This is a genomic window from Pseudopedobacter saltans DSM 12145 (assembly GCF_000190735.1).
Lineage (GTDB): Bacteria > Bacteroidota > Bacteroidia > Sphingobacteriales > Sphingobacteriaceae > Pseudopedobacter > Pseudopedobacter saltans.
Window position 1 is genome coordinate 3907082 of the sequence record NC_015177.1, and the last position, 16231, is coordinate 3923312.

Sequence of the window (16231 nt, forward strand, 5' to 3'; positions counted from 1 at the left end):
AGGGCTATTCAGCTATAATTTTTCCTTTCATAAAAGTAGCATGTCCGGGAAAAGAACACAGGAATTCATAAGTTCCTGGTTTGTCCAATGTGAATGTAATCGAGTCGGATTCGCCACCACTTAAGAGTTTTGTATGTGCAATTATTTCGTTGTTTAAAGACTTAGGAATATAATCTGTAGATTTTGCTTTGATAGCTTCTGTATCAAAAGCATGTAAATCGGATCCCATTTTCAAGACAACGACATTATGGCCCATAACATCTTTTTTCATGGTTCCAACATGTTTTAGCGTCAAATGAACGGGTTCTCCAGCTTTAACTCTGAATTCTGTGGCATTAAATCTCATTTGATCATTACCTTCCAGCATAATATCCTGTGATAAAGGAGCCGAAGAGCTTGTAACAGGTGGTTCGGTTGGTTTTGTTTCTACCGGAGTAGTAGCGGTATTTTCTGTTTTTCTTTCTCCTGATCCTCCACAAGAGAAAAGCGCAAGACTCGCAATAACAGCGAATACGCTTAATCTGAATTTATTCATGATGATAGATTTTTTTGTTATGAATAAATTCAAGCAAAGATGATACCTTAATTTTAAAGAGAGGCGTTGAGAATCTCCGCTGCCTTTTTGACTTATTTTTATAAGACGCTTAGATTAGTAAATAAAATAAACCGCAGTACCGTATAAAGTAGCTTTAACAGTAGATACTTTATGCGTCTTTTTTGATTCCGTTATTTTCTTTCCACTCCTCACTAAAGGACTTTTGGTTCACTTCAGGCAATACTCTTTCTTTTCCCCATAATTTAGCGAAGAAGTTCCTTAGAAAGAAATTCTTCCATTTTCCACTAAAAAGGTCTACAAGCTTTCTGTTTGTCATTGCTTTTTTCCAGAAGAACCAACCTATATTTTCCGCTTTCGTACTTAAATTTTGATTTACGGCATCTCTGCGATTTAGCAAAAGCATCTTATGGATATCAATCTTAACCGGGCAAACCTCAGAACATTTTCCACATAAACTTGACGCATAGCTTAAATGTTTGAAATCTTTCATTCCCTGCAAATGGGGAGTGATAATTGATCCGATCGGGCCACTATAAGTTGTATCGTAGGTATAACCACCTATATTTTTATATATCGGACAGCCATTCAGGCAAGCGCCACATCGAATACAATATAACCCCTGTCTTTGTTCTTTTTGTGCAAGCAAGTTTGTACGGCCATTGTCCAGTAATATAACGTACATTTCTTCTGGTCCATCAGTTTCATGTGCTTGTCTGGGACCGCTTAAAATGCTGTTGTATACCGTTAGATTTTGTCCTGTGCCATGTGTAGCAAGCATAGGCCAGAAAAGAGCCAGGTCGGCAAAAGAAGGAATCATTTTTTCGAATCCTACAATCGCAATATGTACTTTGGGAAATGTTGTTGTCAGTCTGGCATTTCCTTCATTCTCTGTCAGAGCGATACTCCCCGAGTCTGCAATCAGGAAATTGGCTCCGGTTATACCGACATCAGCAGTAAGGTACTTATCTCTGAGAAGTTCTCTAGCCTTTAAAGTTAATTGTTCGGGAGTAGCATCTATTGGAGTACCAAACTTTCTGTTAAACAACTCGGCAATTTTTTCCTTATTTAAATGCATTGCCGGGGTTACAATATGGTAAGGCTTTTGTCCCAGCAATTGAACTATATATTCACCGAGATCTGATTCCAGGGATTCCACGCCATTTTTTTCAAGAAAATCATTTAAATGAATTTCCTCTGTTACCATAGATTTGGATTTTATGACACTTTTTGCCTGGTGCTTTTTTAGAATTTCAAGAATTTCTCTGTTAGCTTCCTGCGCGTCGTTTGCCCAAATTACTTTACCACCTTTTTTCTGGAAATTTGTCTCGAATTCTGGAAGGAGCTTGTCCAGATTTTCCATGACTTTCCATTTTATTACATGGCCTTTTCTTTTGGCATGTTCTAAATTGACCAGCCTGGACAAACCGCGATCTACTGCAACATCATATTTTCCAATATTATAATTGATGATGTCCCTGTGTTCCTTATCAAAAGCTTTTTCTGCAGAAGTACGTATAAAATCTTGGGCAAACGTTGTCATATTGCAAATGTAGAAATAAATGGCGTTTTTAACTATGTGAGTTTTTGGAGAATAGCTCTCATTTTAACTTTAATTTTTTTATAATCCAGTATTTGCCTACTTTTAAGAAGTATACAAAGCCGAGTTCATGTTTAAACCTACAACGATCAAAGACATTGCCAAGGCCTTGAATTTGTCGACTTCGACAGTTTCAAGAGCTCTTCGGGGAGGATATGAAATAAGCGAAGACACAAAGAAAATTGTACTTGAGTATGCGGAAAAGATTAATTTTCAGCGGAATCCAATTGCCTTAAGTCTTAGAGAGAGAAGAAGCTATTCTATTGGTGTAGTAGTTTGTGAAGTTGCCAATCAGTTTTTTTCCCAGGCAATTGATGGCATAGAATCTATTGCTTATAGCAAGGGATATCACGTTATTATATCACAAACTCACGATAAATACAATCGTGAGGTAATCAATACTGAACACTTGGCAAACAGGTCTGTAGACGGACTTTTAATTTCATTAAGTGCAGAAACTAAAGATTATGCCCACTTGGTGAGATTGCATCAGCAGGGTTTGCCGATTGTTTTTTTTGATAGAATTCTGGATTCTATAAAAACGCATAAAGTGACCAGCAACAATCGGGACGGTGCTTTTAAAGCGACGGAATATCTGATAAAAAAGGGTTGCAGACGTATTGCCCATCTGGCAAATGCATCGCAATTATCTATTACTTCTGAAAGAAAAACCGGTTATGAAGATGCTTTAGGGAAATATGGAATTCCGCTGGATGAGAATTTAGTAAGATATTGTGAGTACGGTGGAAGCAATAAGCAAGAGGTTGATGAAGCGGTAAAGTACTTTTTAGATATGCGCGATCGGCCTGATGCTATTTTTGTCGCAAGCGACAGATTAAGTACCGGATGCTTAGCTGCTTTAAAAAAATATAACGCCAAGAACAATATTCTAATTGCTGGCTTTAGTAATTCGGATGTTGTTGAACTTTTAAACCCTTCGTTATCTGCTGTTAGGCAACCTGCTTTTGAGATGGGGCGTAAAGCTGCGGAGATGTTAATCAGTCTGATAGAGAGTAAATATCCGGTGGAAGAGTTTGAAACAGCAATTTTGGAAACGACATTTCATGAAAATACCTAAACAACAATATAGGTATGTTGAAATTTGATGCCAGCTTTAAAGTGTTGCCTGACTTAATTTCTATAAGAAAAGCCAGGCAATTATAAAGCCGTGATTTTTTAGCAACTCAAAGATCTAACGATCTCGTCTATAGTCGCTTGTTTTTGTTCGCCGCTGTTCATATCCTTAAAAGTAAGTTTTCCGCTTTGCATTTCGTCACTGCCAATTACTATAGTGTATGGGATATGCTTGTCATTGGCATATTGCATTTGCTTTTTAAGTTTAGCGCCAAAAGGATAAAGCTCTGCGTTTATAGCGACGGAGCGCAGCTTCGCTAGCAAAGGAATTGCATATTGCTCCTCCTCTTTTCCAAATACACAGATTAATACTTTGGTACTTTCTTCTGCAGTCTTTGGAAATAAATTCAATTCTTCAAGAACATCGTAAATTCTGTCGGCGCCAAAAGAAACTCCTGCTCCTGTTAAGTTTTTTAGGCCAAACATTCCTGTAAGATCGTCATAACGGCCACCGCCGCCAATGGATCCCATTGCAACCTCATTGGTTTTTACTTCAAAAATACAACCGGTATAGTAATTCAGGCCTCTGGCTAATGTAAGATCAAGCTCTACTTTCGCTGTTTTAATGTCGAAACCAGCCAGATAAGAGAAAACAGTTTCTATTTCTTCGATTCCTTTTAAGCCATTTAACGAATCTTTTAACACCATTTTCAGTTGGGCGAGTTTTTCGTTATTGCTGCCATTTAATAGAATAACCGGTTTTAAAATTTCTAAGTCAGCTCCGGTAAAACCTTTGGATAGTAATTCTTTTTCTACCCCATCCAAACCAATTTTATCCAATTTGTCGATAGCAACGGTCATATCAACAATTTGATTGGGCTTACCAATCAGTTCGGCAATGCCGGTTAATATTTTCCTGTTATTGATTTTTATACTGAAATCTTTAAGGCCTAATTTCGATAAAGCTTCATCATATATACATATAAATTCGGCCTCGTTTAACAAAGAATCGGAGCCAACAACATCAACGTCACATTGGTAAAATTCTCTATATCTTCCTTTTTGTGGTCTGTCTGCCCGCCAAACTGGTTGAATTTGAAAACGCTTGAAAGGAAAAGTTATCTCGTTCTGGTGCATGACCACAAAACGGGCAAATGGAACAGTTAAATCGTAGCGTAGTGCTTTTTCCGATATTAATGGTAAAATACTTTTAGAACTGAAATCACCTTCAGCTGTTTTCTTGGCAGATGCTTTTTCGTAAAAATCTCCACTATTCAATATTTTGAAAATCAGTTTATCGCCTTCCTCTCCGTATTTTCCGGTAAGGGTATCCAAATTTTCCATTGTTGGAGTTTGGATTTCCTGATATCCATACTTTCTGAAAACTGATTTAATTGTGTTGTATATGTAGTTTCTTTTTTGAGTTTCAATTGGTCCAAAATCTCTTGTACCTTTTGGAACAGAAGCCTTAATAGTTGCCATGCCGCAAAAATAAGGATTTGGAAGATAAATAGAGATTTAAATACGGAAAGGAGAGAAGAAAAACTAAAGGCGGATTTTAGTCCACGAATGGTCGGAAGAAATTCTGGCCATTTTTTATGTTTTAAAAAAAAGTCCTGGGTCTCCACCACATTGCAGAACAATCATAGCAATGGTAAGCTCTCTGAGCTCCATAGCGAAACGTCTTTTGGCCGTTTTGTAACCGATGTTGTTAGCTTTCTTGTACATCAACAGCATCATAGCAACGATCAGTGTCATGTATAGTATTACCTGTATCCCATTTTTGTTAAGCGAAACAAGGTGACTTACATTGAGTTCCTGTTTTAAGAACCTGAAAAAGACCTCTATGTCCCAACGCCTTCTGTATGCTTTTGAAATGTCTGCCGCTGAGCTTTCGAAGTCATTGGTCAGTAGCCAATATTGCTTTTGATCTCCTTTACCCTTAACTACTACAAGCCGAAAATGGGTGTCTACCAGTTCTTCGCTATAATATTTTTTGCCGTTTTTATTAATGGGAATACCGGTGTAAAGCTGGACTTTACGGTCGCTGACCAGTAACGATTCGCCCAGATCGAGTTCCATTCCCTCAGTAATAAGAGAGTCCAGTTCAACCAGTTTCCTGTTTTCCTTTGATCTGCAAACGAAAGTTATCTTCTCCTTGTTGAAAGCAGCTATCGTTCTGGTGGATTGCAGCCCCCTGTCCATCACATAGATATTCTGGTGGCCAGTTTCCTTTTTTACATGCTCCCTTACAACTTCCGGCAACGCATTATCTTCGTTACCATAGTTTGGACTGGTGAACACTGATGAATGGCAGGGCAAAACACCGTCAAAGCCAATGCTATATTTGACCGCCTTTTTACCGCTTTTGTTATCAATCCCTTCCATAAGCTTACCAACACTTTCACTGACCATTGAGCTATCTACCCTGATCAGATTGTTCTTCTTTCTCTCTGTTGATGTATAAGCTCTGGAAAATTGCTCATAGATACAATCATATATCTGCTTAAAATAGTCAGGATCAATCTTGGACAATCGCTCAGAAATGGAGCTTCTACGTACCGTTTCATCTTCATCGAGATTGAAAAGCATCTTGAATATAGAATCATTAAACGTATCTTCCAGGGTTCGCTGACTCAGTCTGTCATTGTCCAGAATACCATAGAACAACAAATAGAACAGCTTATTTCCTTTCAGAACCTTTGCGTAGTGGTCGATCCTGGTAGTGAGAGACAAATTTGATAAAAGTGCTTCAGGAATGAAGCCAAGAAGCTGTTTTACGGTGATGTTGTGATCCTTGAAGATGGCCATATATTATTTATTACCAGTGATTAAGATACAAATAATAACCAATAAAAACAATATAAATTATTGATTGCCAATGTATTACATACAAAACAAACCTCCTTAAAACAAAAAAGTCGGAAGAAAAATCTTCCGACCATGACTGGATTTTAGTCCGCCCTTAGTAAATATTTTATTTGAATTCTCCAGAGAAATACCATTTGTCAATGATATCCTGGCGCTCTTTAGCAGAAAGTGAAGAAAACTCAGGATTTTTCTTTAAAAAGGACTTTAATGCTGTCAATTGTCCAAACCATAGACTCGAATATTCTCCGGCATTTTTCATCCCATGTTTAGAAAGGAACTCTGCATAGGTCTTTTCATTTCTCATAATTTTATCGCGGTTTTGCTCAATTTCTCTTACCGCTTCTTCCGATTTCGGCAATCTGAAATCTGTTTTTTTATCATCAAATTCTTTTTTAGCTTTTAAATATGCTACAAAAGACGGATCCTGTTTTGCAGAGTAATAGTAATAATTAAGGTCTTTTGTCTTTTTTTGAGCGAAAGTGGTGAAACCACAAAGCATTAAAATTAGAAGGATTAATTTTCTCATTGTTTTAATTTTTCTTCGTTAAAGATTCTATCAATTTTTGACATTGTTCATAAATCATATGATAAACCGGGTCAAATTGAGTATCATCCCAATATGGATCCGGAACCACGCCATTTGGAATAAATAACTTCACTTTATTTTTTTCCTCCTGGCTTTTTGCCAATGCAATAACGTCTTTATAGTTGTTTTCGTCCATTACAAAGATAAAATCGTATCGGTCAAAATCGTTAATTTCAAATTGTCTGGCTCGTTGAGAAGATATGTCTACACCATAACTTTTCGCAACAGCTATAGACCTCCGGTCGGGTTTGTGGCCTATATGCCATGATCCTGTGCCGGCGGAATCAATTTCCCAGTCCAGTCCATTCTCTTTAGCAAGATGCTCCAGAATGCCATGAGCCAGAGGAGAACGACAAATATTGCCCAGGCAAACCATTAGTATCTTCATTTCTTTAGATTTTGTGTTTTATTGCAGCTTAACTTTTCTTTTAATTCAATTATATGTGATATAGAAGTAATAGTATTATATAATTCTAAGCTATCTGCACTGATTTTTTTTAATATAAATTCCTCTTTGAAGTTTCCAAATCGGTAACAATCGCCTTGAGGCTTGAAACGATATGTTGAGCTTACAAATGCTCCGTTTAAATGCAACGTGTCTTTATTGACTTCGTAAGTTCCTTTTACATACTCCTGCCATTCGTTTTTATTGTAACAATCACCACCATTCAAATTTACTTTAGAATAGTTTTTGATATTCAAATAGAAAGAATCGCAAGTGAATTTAAGATAATATTTCTCGTAAGAAACCAGTTTGTCCTGTAGCGGGACGGAGTCTTCTGCCCAAAAACCTTGCAAATCTTCGTCTCCTAAATTCTGAACAGACGGATTTAAGGTGCAAGAACAGATGACTAAGGAAGTAATAAAAACTAAAATTGACTTTTGCATTCTAAATTAAAAACGAAAGATATCAGGTTACAGCGATGTTTGATGCCCCGTAACCTGATATTTTGGTTTGATTTATTTTAAAGAACCAACCATATCTCCAGGTTTAACCCATTGATCAAACTGATCTTCGGTTAATAAACCTAATTCAACGGCAGCGGCTTTTAAAGTTTTATTTTCTTTATGTGCTTTCTTTGCAATTTTTGCAGCATTTTCATAACCAACATGCGGGTTTAATGCTGTAACCAACATTAGCGAGTTTTCCAAATGTTGTGTGATTACCGGTAAATTGGCTTCAATTCCGGCCGCACAATGATCATTAAAAGAAACGCATGCGTCCCCAATTAAACGAGCAGATTGTAGTACGTTGGCTGCCATAACAGGTTTGAACACGTTTAATTCAAAATGGCCATTTGTACCTCCTACTGATACAGCTACATCATTGCCAATAACCTGTGCCGCAACCATTGTTAAAGCTTCCGGTTGAGTTGGATTAACTTTTCCCGGCATAATAGAAGATCCCGGTTCATTATCAGGAATTATGATTTCTCCAATACCGCATCTTGGACCGGAGGATAACATTCTGATATCGTTAGCAATCTTCATTAAAGAAACTGCAACTCTCTTTAATGCACCAGATAATTCTACAATTGCATCATGGGCTGCCAAAGCTTCAAATTTATTCGGGGCAGTTACAAAAGGAAGTCCGGTTAACTCAGCAATATATTTTGCAACCAATATATCATAACCATTTGGTGTGTTTAAACCGGTGCCTACAGCAGTACCGCCCAAAGCCAATTCTGCAATCATTTCCAAAGAATTTTTGATTGCTCTGATACCATTAGTTATTTGTTGAACGTATCCGGAGAACTCCTGACCCAAGGTTAATGGAGTCGCATCCATAAAATGAGTACGGCCAGTTTTTACGATATCTTTAAATTCTTCTGATTTTTTAGCCAGGGTGTCTTTTAAAAGTTCTAATCCTGGTAAAGTTATTTCTACAACTTGTTTGTATGCAGCAATGTGCATAGCTGTAGGGAAAGTATCGTTAGAAGATTGCGATTTGTTTACATCATCATTTGGGTGCAGAATTTTCTTCGCATCCAATAAAGAACCACCATTATTTACATGGGCTCTGTAGGCTATAACCTCATTTGCGTTCATGTTTGATTGGGTTCCGGAACCAGTTTGCCAAATAACCAAAGGAAATTGGTCGTCAAGTTTCCCTGCTAATATCTCGTCACATGCCTGCGCAATTAAGTCTCTTTTTTCAGCAGGTAAGACACCTAGATCGGTATTTGCCATTGCTGCTGCTTTTTTCAGATAAGCGAAAGCATAAATTATCTCTTTCGGCATAGAAGCCTCGGGGCCAATTTTGAAATTGTTTCTTGAACGTTCGGTTTGCGCTCCCCAGAATTTGTCTGCTGGAACTTTAACCTCTCCCATGGTATCATGCTCAATTCTGTATTCCATTTTTTGATGATTTTTAATTAATATCCAAATTTATGATTTTTATTAATGATAGACCTGCCCAATGGGAGCTATATTAAAAAATCTGGACAATTTATGGTTTATATATATGATTATGGCATTTCTTTCGTTAGTTAATAGTAAAAATTATGCTCTACCGCCTAATATTCTGGATGTTTAAAACTAAGCCTTTTTATTAGGTATATAATTTTTAATTTGCCAGCTTTATAGTTTTTGAATAGGAAACCGATAATATTTAATGAAATTTTTTAAAACCTTATCCCTAGTTTTATTTTCCGTTGTTTTATATAGCTCGTGTTCGTCGTCCGGAAGAGAAAATAAGAATCCTAAAGTTAGAACCGCAAAAGACGATAAAAGCGATAGTCTTTTATTAGTTTACGATAAGAAAAATGCAGATCCATATATCGCAGAATTTATGCAGAATCTTCATAAGAAATATGGATTTAATGGAAATGTAATTGTAGCTAAAAAAGGAAAAATCCTTTTTGAAGGAAGTTACGGTTGGGCAAACTATCTGTTAAGAGACAGTTTAAAAATTGAGTCTCAATTTGAACTGGCCTCAGTAACCAAAACTTTTACCGGTGTAGCAATAATGCAATTACTGGAAGCAGGAAAGTTGTCTCTGGACGATAATGTGAAAAAATATTTTCCGGACTTTCCTTATGACAATATAACAATCAGACTATTACTTCCACATCGTAGCGGGATGATGAATTATGTCTATTTTATAGATGATATATGGAGGAAGGAAAAACGGGATATGCGTAAAGGTATCACTAATCAGGAAGTCATGGATGTAATTGCCCAGTACAAACCTGCCCCTTATACAAGTCCAGACAGAACATTCCACTATAATAATTCTAATTATATGGTTTTGGGGGGTATTATAGAGAAAGTTACCGGACAAAGTTATGCAGATTATGTCATGGAGCATATATTTAAACCGGCAGGTATGAAAAATACCCATGTTTATTCAAAGGCGGTTTATGATAAGATACCTGTTGATGTGGTAGGACATGATAGGACATGGAGATATTCTGTAGCTCAAAATTTTCTCGACGGCCCGGTAGGCGATAAGGGAATCTATTCGACAATAAAAGATTTGATACTATATGATCATGCTTTGAAAAATGGGCGTCTTCTTAATAAAAACAGCTTGGATTCGATGTATACCGGACGTAATAAGCCACAAAACGGACATTTTAATTATGGCTATGGCTGGAGAATGTTTGACGGAGCAAAAGGTGAAAAAGTAGTCTATCACACTGGTTGGTGGCATGGTTTTAGAAATATTTATGTTAGAGATTTAAATAACGATATTGTAATCGCTTTTCTTGGAAACTTAACCAATGGAAGCTTGCTCCACTTAGACGATTTATATAAGCATTTGAAAATGCCTGTGATAAGAAGAGGCGCTTATGGCAGAGACGGAAGTTCTGATGTGGAATAAACTTTAGATCGAGCTAATATTGAATGAAGTTAAGAAAAGCCAACGAACTACGAACAACAAAAACGAACTAAAATACTAAAGATATGTTTGACAAATTATTCGAAGCTCAGCAAAAAGCAGAGGACATAAAAAGGCGTTTAGATAGTATCAGTGTAAAAGGCGAAGCTGAAGGAGGTGCTATCCAGGTAGTGGCCACTGCCAATAAAAAAGTGAAAGAGGTGAAAATTGAAGAAGAATTTTTCAAAAACTCCGATAAAGAAGAAGTAGAAGAGCTATTAGTTGTAGCATTAAATAAAGCTTTCGAGCAGGCAGATAATATCTCTCAATCGGAAACTGCAGCCATGACACAAGAAATGTTGGGAAGTATGGGAGGTTTAGGCGCGCTTGGTAAACTATTCGGTAAATAAAAAGCTATGAGAGTAAATTATTTTGGGCATTCTTGTTTTCTACTTCAAATAGGCGAAAATAAGATTTTGATAGATCCTTTCATTTCCCCAAATGAATTGGCTAAAGATATCAATATAAATGAAATCGAATGCAATTATATTCTGGTGTCTCACGGGCATAGTGATCATGTCGCTGATTTAATCAATATAGCAAAACGTACGGATGCTACTATTATCAGCTCGTTTGAATTGGTACAATGGGCTTCGGGACAAGGTGCTGAAAAAATACATCCTATGAATTTAGGGGGGAGTTGGAATTTTGATTTTGGAACGGTTAAAATGACTTATGCAGCCCATTCCAATTCTTTACCAAACGGGAGCTACGGTGGTCCTGCCGCCGGTTTTTTATTAAAGACTGACGGAAAAACTTATTATTATTCAGGGGATACGGCTTTAGTTTCAGATATGAGGCTACTGGGCGAATTATACGATATAGATTACGCTTTTTTATGTATTGGCGATAACTTTACTATGGGGGTTGATGATGCCATTTTAGCCGCTAAATTTATCAATTGCAAAAAAATTATAGGTATGCATTATGATACTTTTGGTTATATCAAGATTAATGAAGAGCAAGCAAAACAAAAATTTGAAGATGCAGGGCTTACACTAAACCTGATGAAAATATCGAACAAAACAGAAGACGCTATAGAAATTTAAGTTAAAGGTTGTCCGAAAAAAATAAAATCTTTCTGGACAACCTTTTAATCTATCAAAGTACTTGTCTAAGCCCGAATTTCCCTGCGCATAAAGCTAAAATATGATAATGCAAAGCAAATAATAGTAGAAGCTAATAATCCCGTTAACTGATCCCAGACAATTTTTATACTTTCCCATATTGGTAACGGAGAAGGAATTGCTCCCTGAACTTGTTCCATACTTAAAGGGCCAAGGCTGCGTATAGAAGGCATCAGCAATATATTGGTTCCATCGTCAAATAGCTGATTTGGCGCGAAGCGTGTTAGAGTTAGCATAAAATCCTGATAAGCCTTGATCTCCTGATAAGATGAGTACGGATCTGGCATTATACGCTTTGCAATAACGTTTACAATCAGCGGATAAAATACAGTAAAAAATAGCCATATCGCAATCCCTATAAGGGCCGAAGTTGCAGGTGATCTCCACAAAACTGAAAACAGAATGGAAAGATTTAGCCAAAATCCAACGTATACAATGGTCAAGAGTAAAAAAAGAAGTAATCTGCCACACTCCTGAAAGGTAGGCGATAAACCTGTCCAAATTATAGCTACGCCGGTTGTAAGCAAAAATAATGTACTAAATAAACACGCTATAATCAGTAATGCTCCTATAAACTTAGCATTTAGAAAGCTATCCCGGTGTATAGGCTGAGATAGAATTCTGCTGATTGTCCGGTTGTTGAACTCAGAGTTTACCGCATCGAAACCTAAACAAATTCCCAGAAGAGGCCCCAGAAAACCTACAAATACATGAAAAGGTGGTAAAGTACCATCTGATGTGGTAAATATTTTTAAAAAGAAAAATATCGAATCAGGATCATTAGGCGCAGGAATATTTTTTCTTAAAACAGATAGCGAATTATATAAGGATGCAATACAAGTCAGTAGTACAATGCCTAATAGAATAATGAACTTCCAGCTTTTTATGTAATCTGAAATCTCTTTTCTGACGAGTATTTTGAAAGATCTAAAATTGAAATCAGTTTTTTTCATGACTTATTTTCTTCAAAATAATACGAATAAATATCATCAAGACCATAACCCTTTTGTAATATCTGCATTATTGGAATTTCCTGTTTTGCCAATATTTTTACCAAAGGGGTATTGGAATTAAAAGAGTGGTGAATAACAATTTGATGTCCGTTGATTTCGGTACGATCTATTCCTCTTATATTTTGGAGTTTGTTTTTTATAGATTCGATTTCATCGTGGTTATTCAATCCGGTATCCAGTAATGTTGTCATACTGTCGGTTCCAAATAGTTGCTGAGCTAGATCCTTAACTTCTCCCTTCGCTATTAGATTCCCTTTTACAAAAATCCCCACTCGGTTACATACCTCCTGAACTTGATGCAGATGATGCGAGGAAAGTAGAACAGTAAGGTTTTCCTTTTTGCTCAAATCCCGTATCAACGATAAAAACTCCTTTACACCACTAGGGTCTAGTCCGAGAGTAGGCTCATCCAGGATAATAATCTTAGGATTTTTAATAAGTGTATCGGCAAGTCCAAGTCGTTGTTTCATACCTCGTGAATAGGTCGATACTTTTTGGTTACCTACTTCTTTTAATCCAACTGTTTCCAGAAGGTTTTTAGCCCTTGTAAAAGCATCATTATACTTATAACCGTTCAGCTCGGCGACGAGAACAAGATTATCTAAGCCAGTTCTGGTTTCGTAAAAACCAATATTATCTGGTAAATATCCGACCATTTTCTTCACTTCAACAGGATGCGTTTGCGGATTTATTCCGTTTACCCGGACAAATCCGGTGGTAGGTTCCGTTAGTCCCAACATCATAAGAATAGTAGTGGACTTTCCCGCGCCGTTTGGGCCTAGTAAGCCGAATATTTCGCCTCTTTGTATATCTAAATCCAGATGATTTACCGCAACATGGTTTTGATATACTTTTCTAAGTCCTTTTATTGAAATAATAGAAGTATCCACACTTACTATCTCCTTCCATATTTACGAATAAGATAATAGACAACACCAACAGCCAATGCAATTAAAGTGATTCCAAACCAGCCTTTCAGGATTGAAGTTTCTACTGTAATTCTGAACTGCGCCTGGCTACTTGTCTCTGATGATCTGGCGGAAGCAGTTAATACATAGTCCCCTGCTATGGCATTAGACGTTGGTTTAATATTCATGTTCACCGTGGCCGATTCGCCGGCCTTTAGCGTAGTAATTCTGGTTGGTTCAAATATTACTTCCCAGTTTGAAGGTGCCTCCGATGACAGGTTAATCTGGCTGAGATCTGATGCTCCGGTGTTTTTTACCGATAGTTGTATCTTTTTTACCGATCCGCTTGTGGCGGTTGTGCTTAACGCACCTGAAGGAGTGGTTAACTCAAGCTTATAAGATCCGCTTACTACAACCTCAAAAATAATTTCTGACTGATTGCTACCGTTTGTAGCTCTGACAGGTATCTTATAAGTTCCTTTTTTTATACCCTCGGGAGCGTTTATTTCAACTATTATATCTTTACGCTGGTTAGGTTCGATATCTACTGAACTTACTTGTTTGCCATCAGATTTAAATATAACTCCCCAGCCAGCAGCTGCGTTTGCTGACAATGCATAAACCTGGCCATCCGATGATCTGTTGAATAAAGTTGCGTTATAGGTGAATGTTGAGTTTGCAGCACCTTCCATGTTGGTTTGGGTGGAAGTTAATTCGGAACTTGAAACACCTTCTTCTGTTATTTTAACGGTAAGTGGTAGCCTTGTTCCTCCGGCAGATACATAAAATGTGTAAGAACCTTTTTTCTGGATACCCGGAACGAAGAGCTTCAGGTTTAGCGTCTTCCTGTCTTTTGGAAGAACAGAAAGGCGATCTATTACATAGTTGCCGGATTTGAGTTCGTAATGCCAGCCTTTTGGTAGCGAGGATAAAGAGATGTCACTGGTTTTAACCGCGCTGCTGTTGTTGATCAATTCGATACTGTAATCTACTACTTCTCCAGGAGAGACTGAAATTTTAGGATAAGTAGTGTAAAGTTGTACATTTTGGGCGTTTAATTTGGTGAAAACCATCAAAATAATGCCCAGAAAAACTAACCGGAGTTGATTCTCTCTGCTTGACATAAATCTTTTAATATGGTTTAATAATAATTTAGAATTTTCTAAATCGAATTTAGAGACGGCTTAAAACAAATCAAAAAATTTAACATTTTTTTGCAATTTTGTGTTATAGGCGAAATAAGTTTTTCTAAATTATTATCAATAACTGTTGAGAAGTAAGTTTGTGTAGCTCTTATTATCTGTGGTTTAGTGGCAGTACCCTGATTTAGAATTGGGATCAAGAAAATAAAAGTATACAATTTGGTTTTATCACAAAAATAGACTTTAACCGCGCTGATTTCTTTTCCAAATCGATCTTTGTAAGTAACAGTAATATCTCCTAAAATATCAACCCTTTTTGCAATGGTGAAATTTTGAGCAAGGGAAGAAAGTGCGATGTTAACGCAGAGAAATAGGGTGAAAAGAATCAGTCTGTCATAAAGTAAAGTTTACTTTTAAGATTATACCTGCTTCTTAAACGGTTTAAAAGTAAGCACAAAAAAGCCAGAAATTCATATATTTCTGGCTTTTTCAAGACTATTTGTATTTAAACTTCTCTTAATGCGTCTAAAATTTTTAATGCGGTTTCGCTTAGTTGTTCCGTAGTAGGAGTAAGCTTTTTCTTTCCAAAATCCATATCCGAAATCTTATCTATTGGGATAAGATGGATGTGTGCATGAGGAACCTCCAAGCCAACCACAGCAACGCCAACACGATTACAAGGTATGGCTTTCTTTATTCCAGCAGCTACAATTTTAGCAAAGATCATCATGCTGACATACAGTTCGTCTTCAATATCAAAAATGTAGTCTATTTCCTTTTTAGGGATCACCAAAACATGACCTTCTTTAAGAGGGTTAATGTCTAAAAAAGCTAAGAATTCGGATGTCTCCGCTACTTTATGTGCTGGAATCTCCCCATTTACAATTTTTGTGAATATGCTGGCCATTTTTTTATTAGTTCATTAGTAAATTATCTTGGCGCACTAGTTCATTAGATAAATGTCTATAGGTTCATGAACCATCATCTGATTGATATTGACTACCTGCTAATATCAAGAATTTCAAATTCCATTTTGCCCGCCGGTACAGTAATTTCAGCTTTATCTCCAACAGATTTTCCCAATAAACCTTGTGCGATTGGAGACTTTACAGAAATCTTGCCAGATTTTAAATCAGCTTCATTCTCGGCAACCAGTTGATAAGTCATTGTTGCACCATTTTTCACATTCTTAATTTTCACTATGGACAAAGCTAATACTTTAGTTGTGTCAATCTTAGACTCATCAATTAAGCGGGCATTAGCCAATGTGTTTTCTAATTTAGCAATTTTTGTCTCGTGTAAAGCTTGAGCCTCCTTCGCAGCGTCATATTCTGCATTTTCAGATAGGTCACCTTTATCTCTTGCTTCGGCAATTGCGTTTGCAATTTTAGCCCTTCCTTCCGTTTTTAGGTACTGTAACTCTTGTTTTAAGTTCTCTAATCCTTCTTTGGTGAAATATGCTATCTCAGTCATA

Annotated in this window: 17 protein-coding genes; 4 read left to right on the top strand and 13 right to left on the bottom strand. The window is 36.9% G+C overall.

What is annotated here, in order from left to right; all coding sequences use genetic code 11:
• Positions 1-4: 4 nt before the first annotated feature.
• Together PEDSA_RS16495 and PEDSA_RS16500 are read right to left on the bottom strand one after the other, a co-directional pair.
• Entirely contained in the window at positions 5-535 is a 531-nt protein-coding gene (locus PEDSA_RS16495) for an azurin (RefSeq protein WP_013634302.1), read from the bottom strand.
• Between the two features lie 169 nt (positions 536-704).
• Positions 705-2096, bottom strand: a complete 1392-nt coding sequence (locus PEDSA_RS16500; RefSeq protein ID WP_013634303.1) for a LutB/LldF family L-lactate oxidation iron-sulfur protein — start codon at positions 2094-2096, stop codon at positions 705-707.
• Positions 2097-2223: 127 nt separating this feature from the next.
• Here PEDSA_RS16500 and PEDSA_RS16505 point away from each other — a divergent pair, with 127 nt between their 5' ends.
• Positions 2224-3231 carry a LacI family DNA-binding transcriptional regulator gene (locus PEDSA_RS16505; protein WP_013634304.1) on the top strand — a complete coding sequence of 336 codons (1008 nt, stop codon included), beginning with the start codon at positions 2224-2226 and terminating at the stop codon, positions 3229-3231.
• A 98-nt stretch (positions 3232-3329) separates the two neighbouring features.
• Here PEDSA_RS16505 and hisS read toward each other — a convergent pair whose 3' ends face one another.
• The 6 genes from hisS to fumC all read right to left on the bottom strand — a co-directional run bounded on the left by hisS (position 3330) and on the right by fumC (position 9042).
• Positions 3330-4709: a histidine--tRNA ligase gene (gene hisS, locus PEDSA_RS16510; RefSeq protein WP_013634305.1), complete on the bottom strand. Its 1380-nt coding sequence runs from the start codon at positions 4707-4709 to the stop codon at positions 3330-3332.
• Positions 4710-4823: 114 nt separating this feature from the next.
• Complete coding sequence (locus PEDSA_RS16515; RefSeq protein WP_013633497.1) at positions 4824-6038, bottom strand: IS4 family transposase; 1215 nt, start codon at positions 6036-6038, stop codon at positions 4824-4826.
• Between the two features lie 166 nt (positions 6039-6204).
• Positions 6205-6624 (bottom strand): hypothetical protein, encoded by a 420-nt coding sequence (locus PEDSA_RS16520; RefSeq protein WP_013634306.1) that lies wholly within the window; start codon positions 6622-6624, stop codon positions 6205-6207.
• Positions 6625-6628: 4 nt separating this feature from the next.
• A complete protein-coding gene (locus PEDSA_RS16525; protein ID WP_013634307.1) occupies positions 6629-7072 on the bottom strand; it encodes a low molecular weight protein-tyrosine-phosphatase in 444 nt (147 codons plus the stop codon).
• On the bottom strand, positions 7069-7572 hold the full coding sequence (locus tag PEDSA_RS16530; protein ID WP_013634308.1) for a hypothetical protein: 504 nt from the start codon (positions 7570-7572) through the stop codon (positions 7069-7071). The genes PEDSA_RS16525 and PEDSA_RS16530 overlap by 4 nt, the downstream gene beginning before the upstream one ends.
• Positions 7573-7644: 72 nt before the next feature.
• Positions 7645-9042, bottom strand: a complete 1398-nt coding sequence (fumC, locus tag PEDSA_RS16535; RefSeq protein ID WP_013634309.1) for a class II fumarate hydratase — start codon at positions 9040-9042, stop codon at positions 7645-7647.
• A 256-nt stretch (positions 9043-9298) separates the two neighbouring features.
• On the opposite strand from fumC, the gene PEDSA_RS16540 reads away from it, so the two are divergent.
• From PEDSA_RS16540 to PEDSA_RS16550, 3 genes are all read left to right on the top strand, one after another.
• Complete coding sequence (locus tag PEDSA_RS16540; RefSeq protein ID WP_013634311.1) at positions 9299-10510, top strand: serine hydrolase domain-containing protein; 1212 nt, start codon at positions 9299-9301, stop codon at positions 10508-10510.
• Positions 10511-10593: 83 nt separating this feature from the next.
• Positions 10594-10917: a YbaB/EbfC family nucleoid-associated protein gene (locus PEDSA_RS16545; RefSeq protein ID WP_013634312.1), complete on the top strand. Its 324-nt coding sequence runs from the start codon at positions 10594-10596 to the stop codon at positions 10915-10917.
• Between the two features lie 6 nt (positions 10918-10923).
• Entirely contained in the window at positions 10924-11616 is a 693-nt protein-coding gene (locus PEDSA_RS16550) for a metal-dependent hydrolase (RefSeq protein WP_013634313.1), read from the top strand.
• A 65-nt stretch (positions 11617-11681) separates the two neighbouring features.
• Here the strand turns inward: PEDSA_RS16550 and PEDSA_RS16555 are convergent, their stop codons facing one another.
• The 5 genes from PEDSA_RS16555 to greA all read right to left on the bottom strand — a co-directional run bounded on the left by PEDSA_RS16555 (position 11682) and on the right by greA (position 16230).
• Positions 11682-12647: an ABC transporter permease gene (locus PEDSA_RS16555; RefSeq protein WP_013634314.1), complete on the bottom strand. Its 966-nt coding sequence runs from the start codon at positions 12645-12647 to the stop codon at positions 11682-11684.
• Entirely contained in the window at positions 12644-13597 is a 954-nt protein-coding gene (locus PEDSA_RS16560; protein WP_013634315.1) for an ABC transporter ATP-binding protein, read from the bottom strand. Before PEDSA_RS16560 ends, PEDSA_RS16555 begins: the two co-directional genes overlap by 4 nt.
• A gap of 5 nt (positions 13598-13602) precedes the next feature.
• The gene (locus PEDSA_RS16565) at positions 13603-14739 is read right to left on the bottom strand and encodes a COG1470 family protein (RefSeq protein WP_013634316.1); all 1137 of its coding nucleotides are present in this window, start codon (positions 14737-14739) and stop codon (positions 13603-13605) included.
• A gap of 523 nt (positions 14740-15262) precedes the next feature.
• The gene (locus tag PEDSA_RS16570; RefSeq protein ID WP_013634317.1) at positions 15263-15664 is read right to left on the bottom strand and encodes an HIT family protein; all 402 of its coding nucleotides are present in this window, start codon (positions 15662-15664) and stop codon (positions 15263-15265) included.
• Positions 15665-15756: 92 nt separating this feature from the next.
• The gene (greA, locus tag PEDSA_RS16575; RefSeq protein ID WP_013634318.1) at positions 15757-16230 is read right to left on the bottom strand and encodes a transcription elongation factor GreA; all 474 of its coding nucleotides are present in this window, start codon (positions 16228-16230) and stop codon (positions 15757-15759) included.
• Position 16231 lies beyond the last annotated feature (1 nt).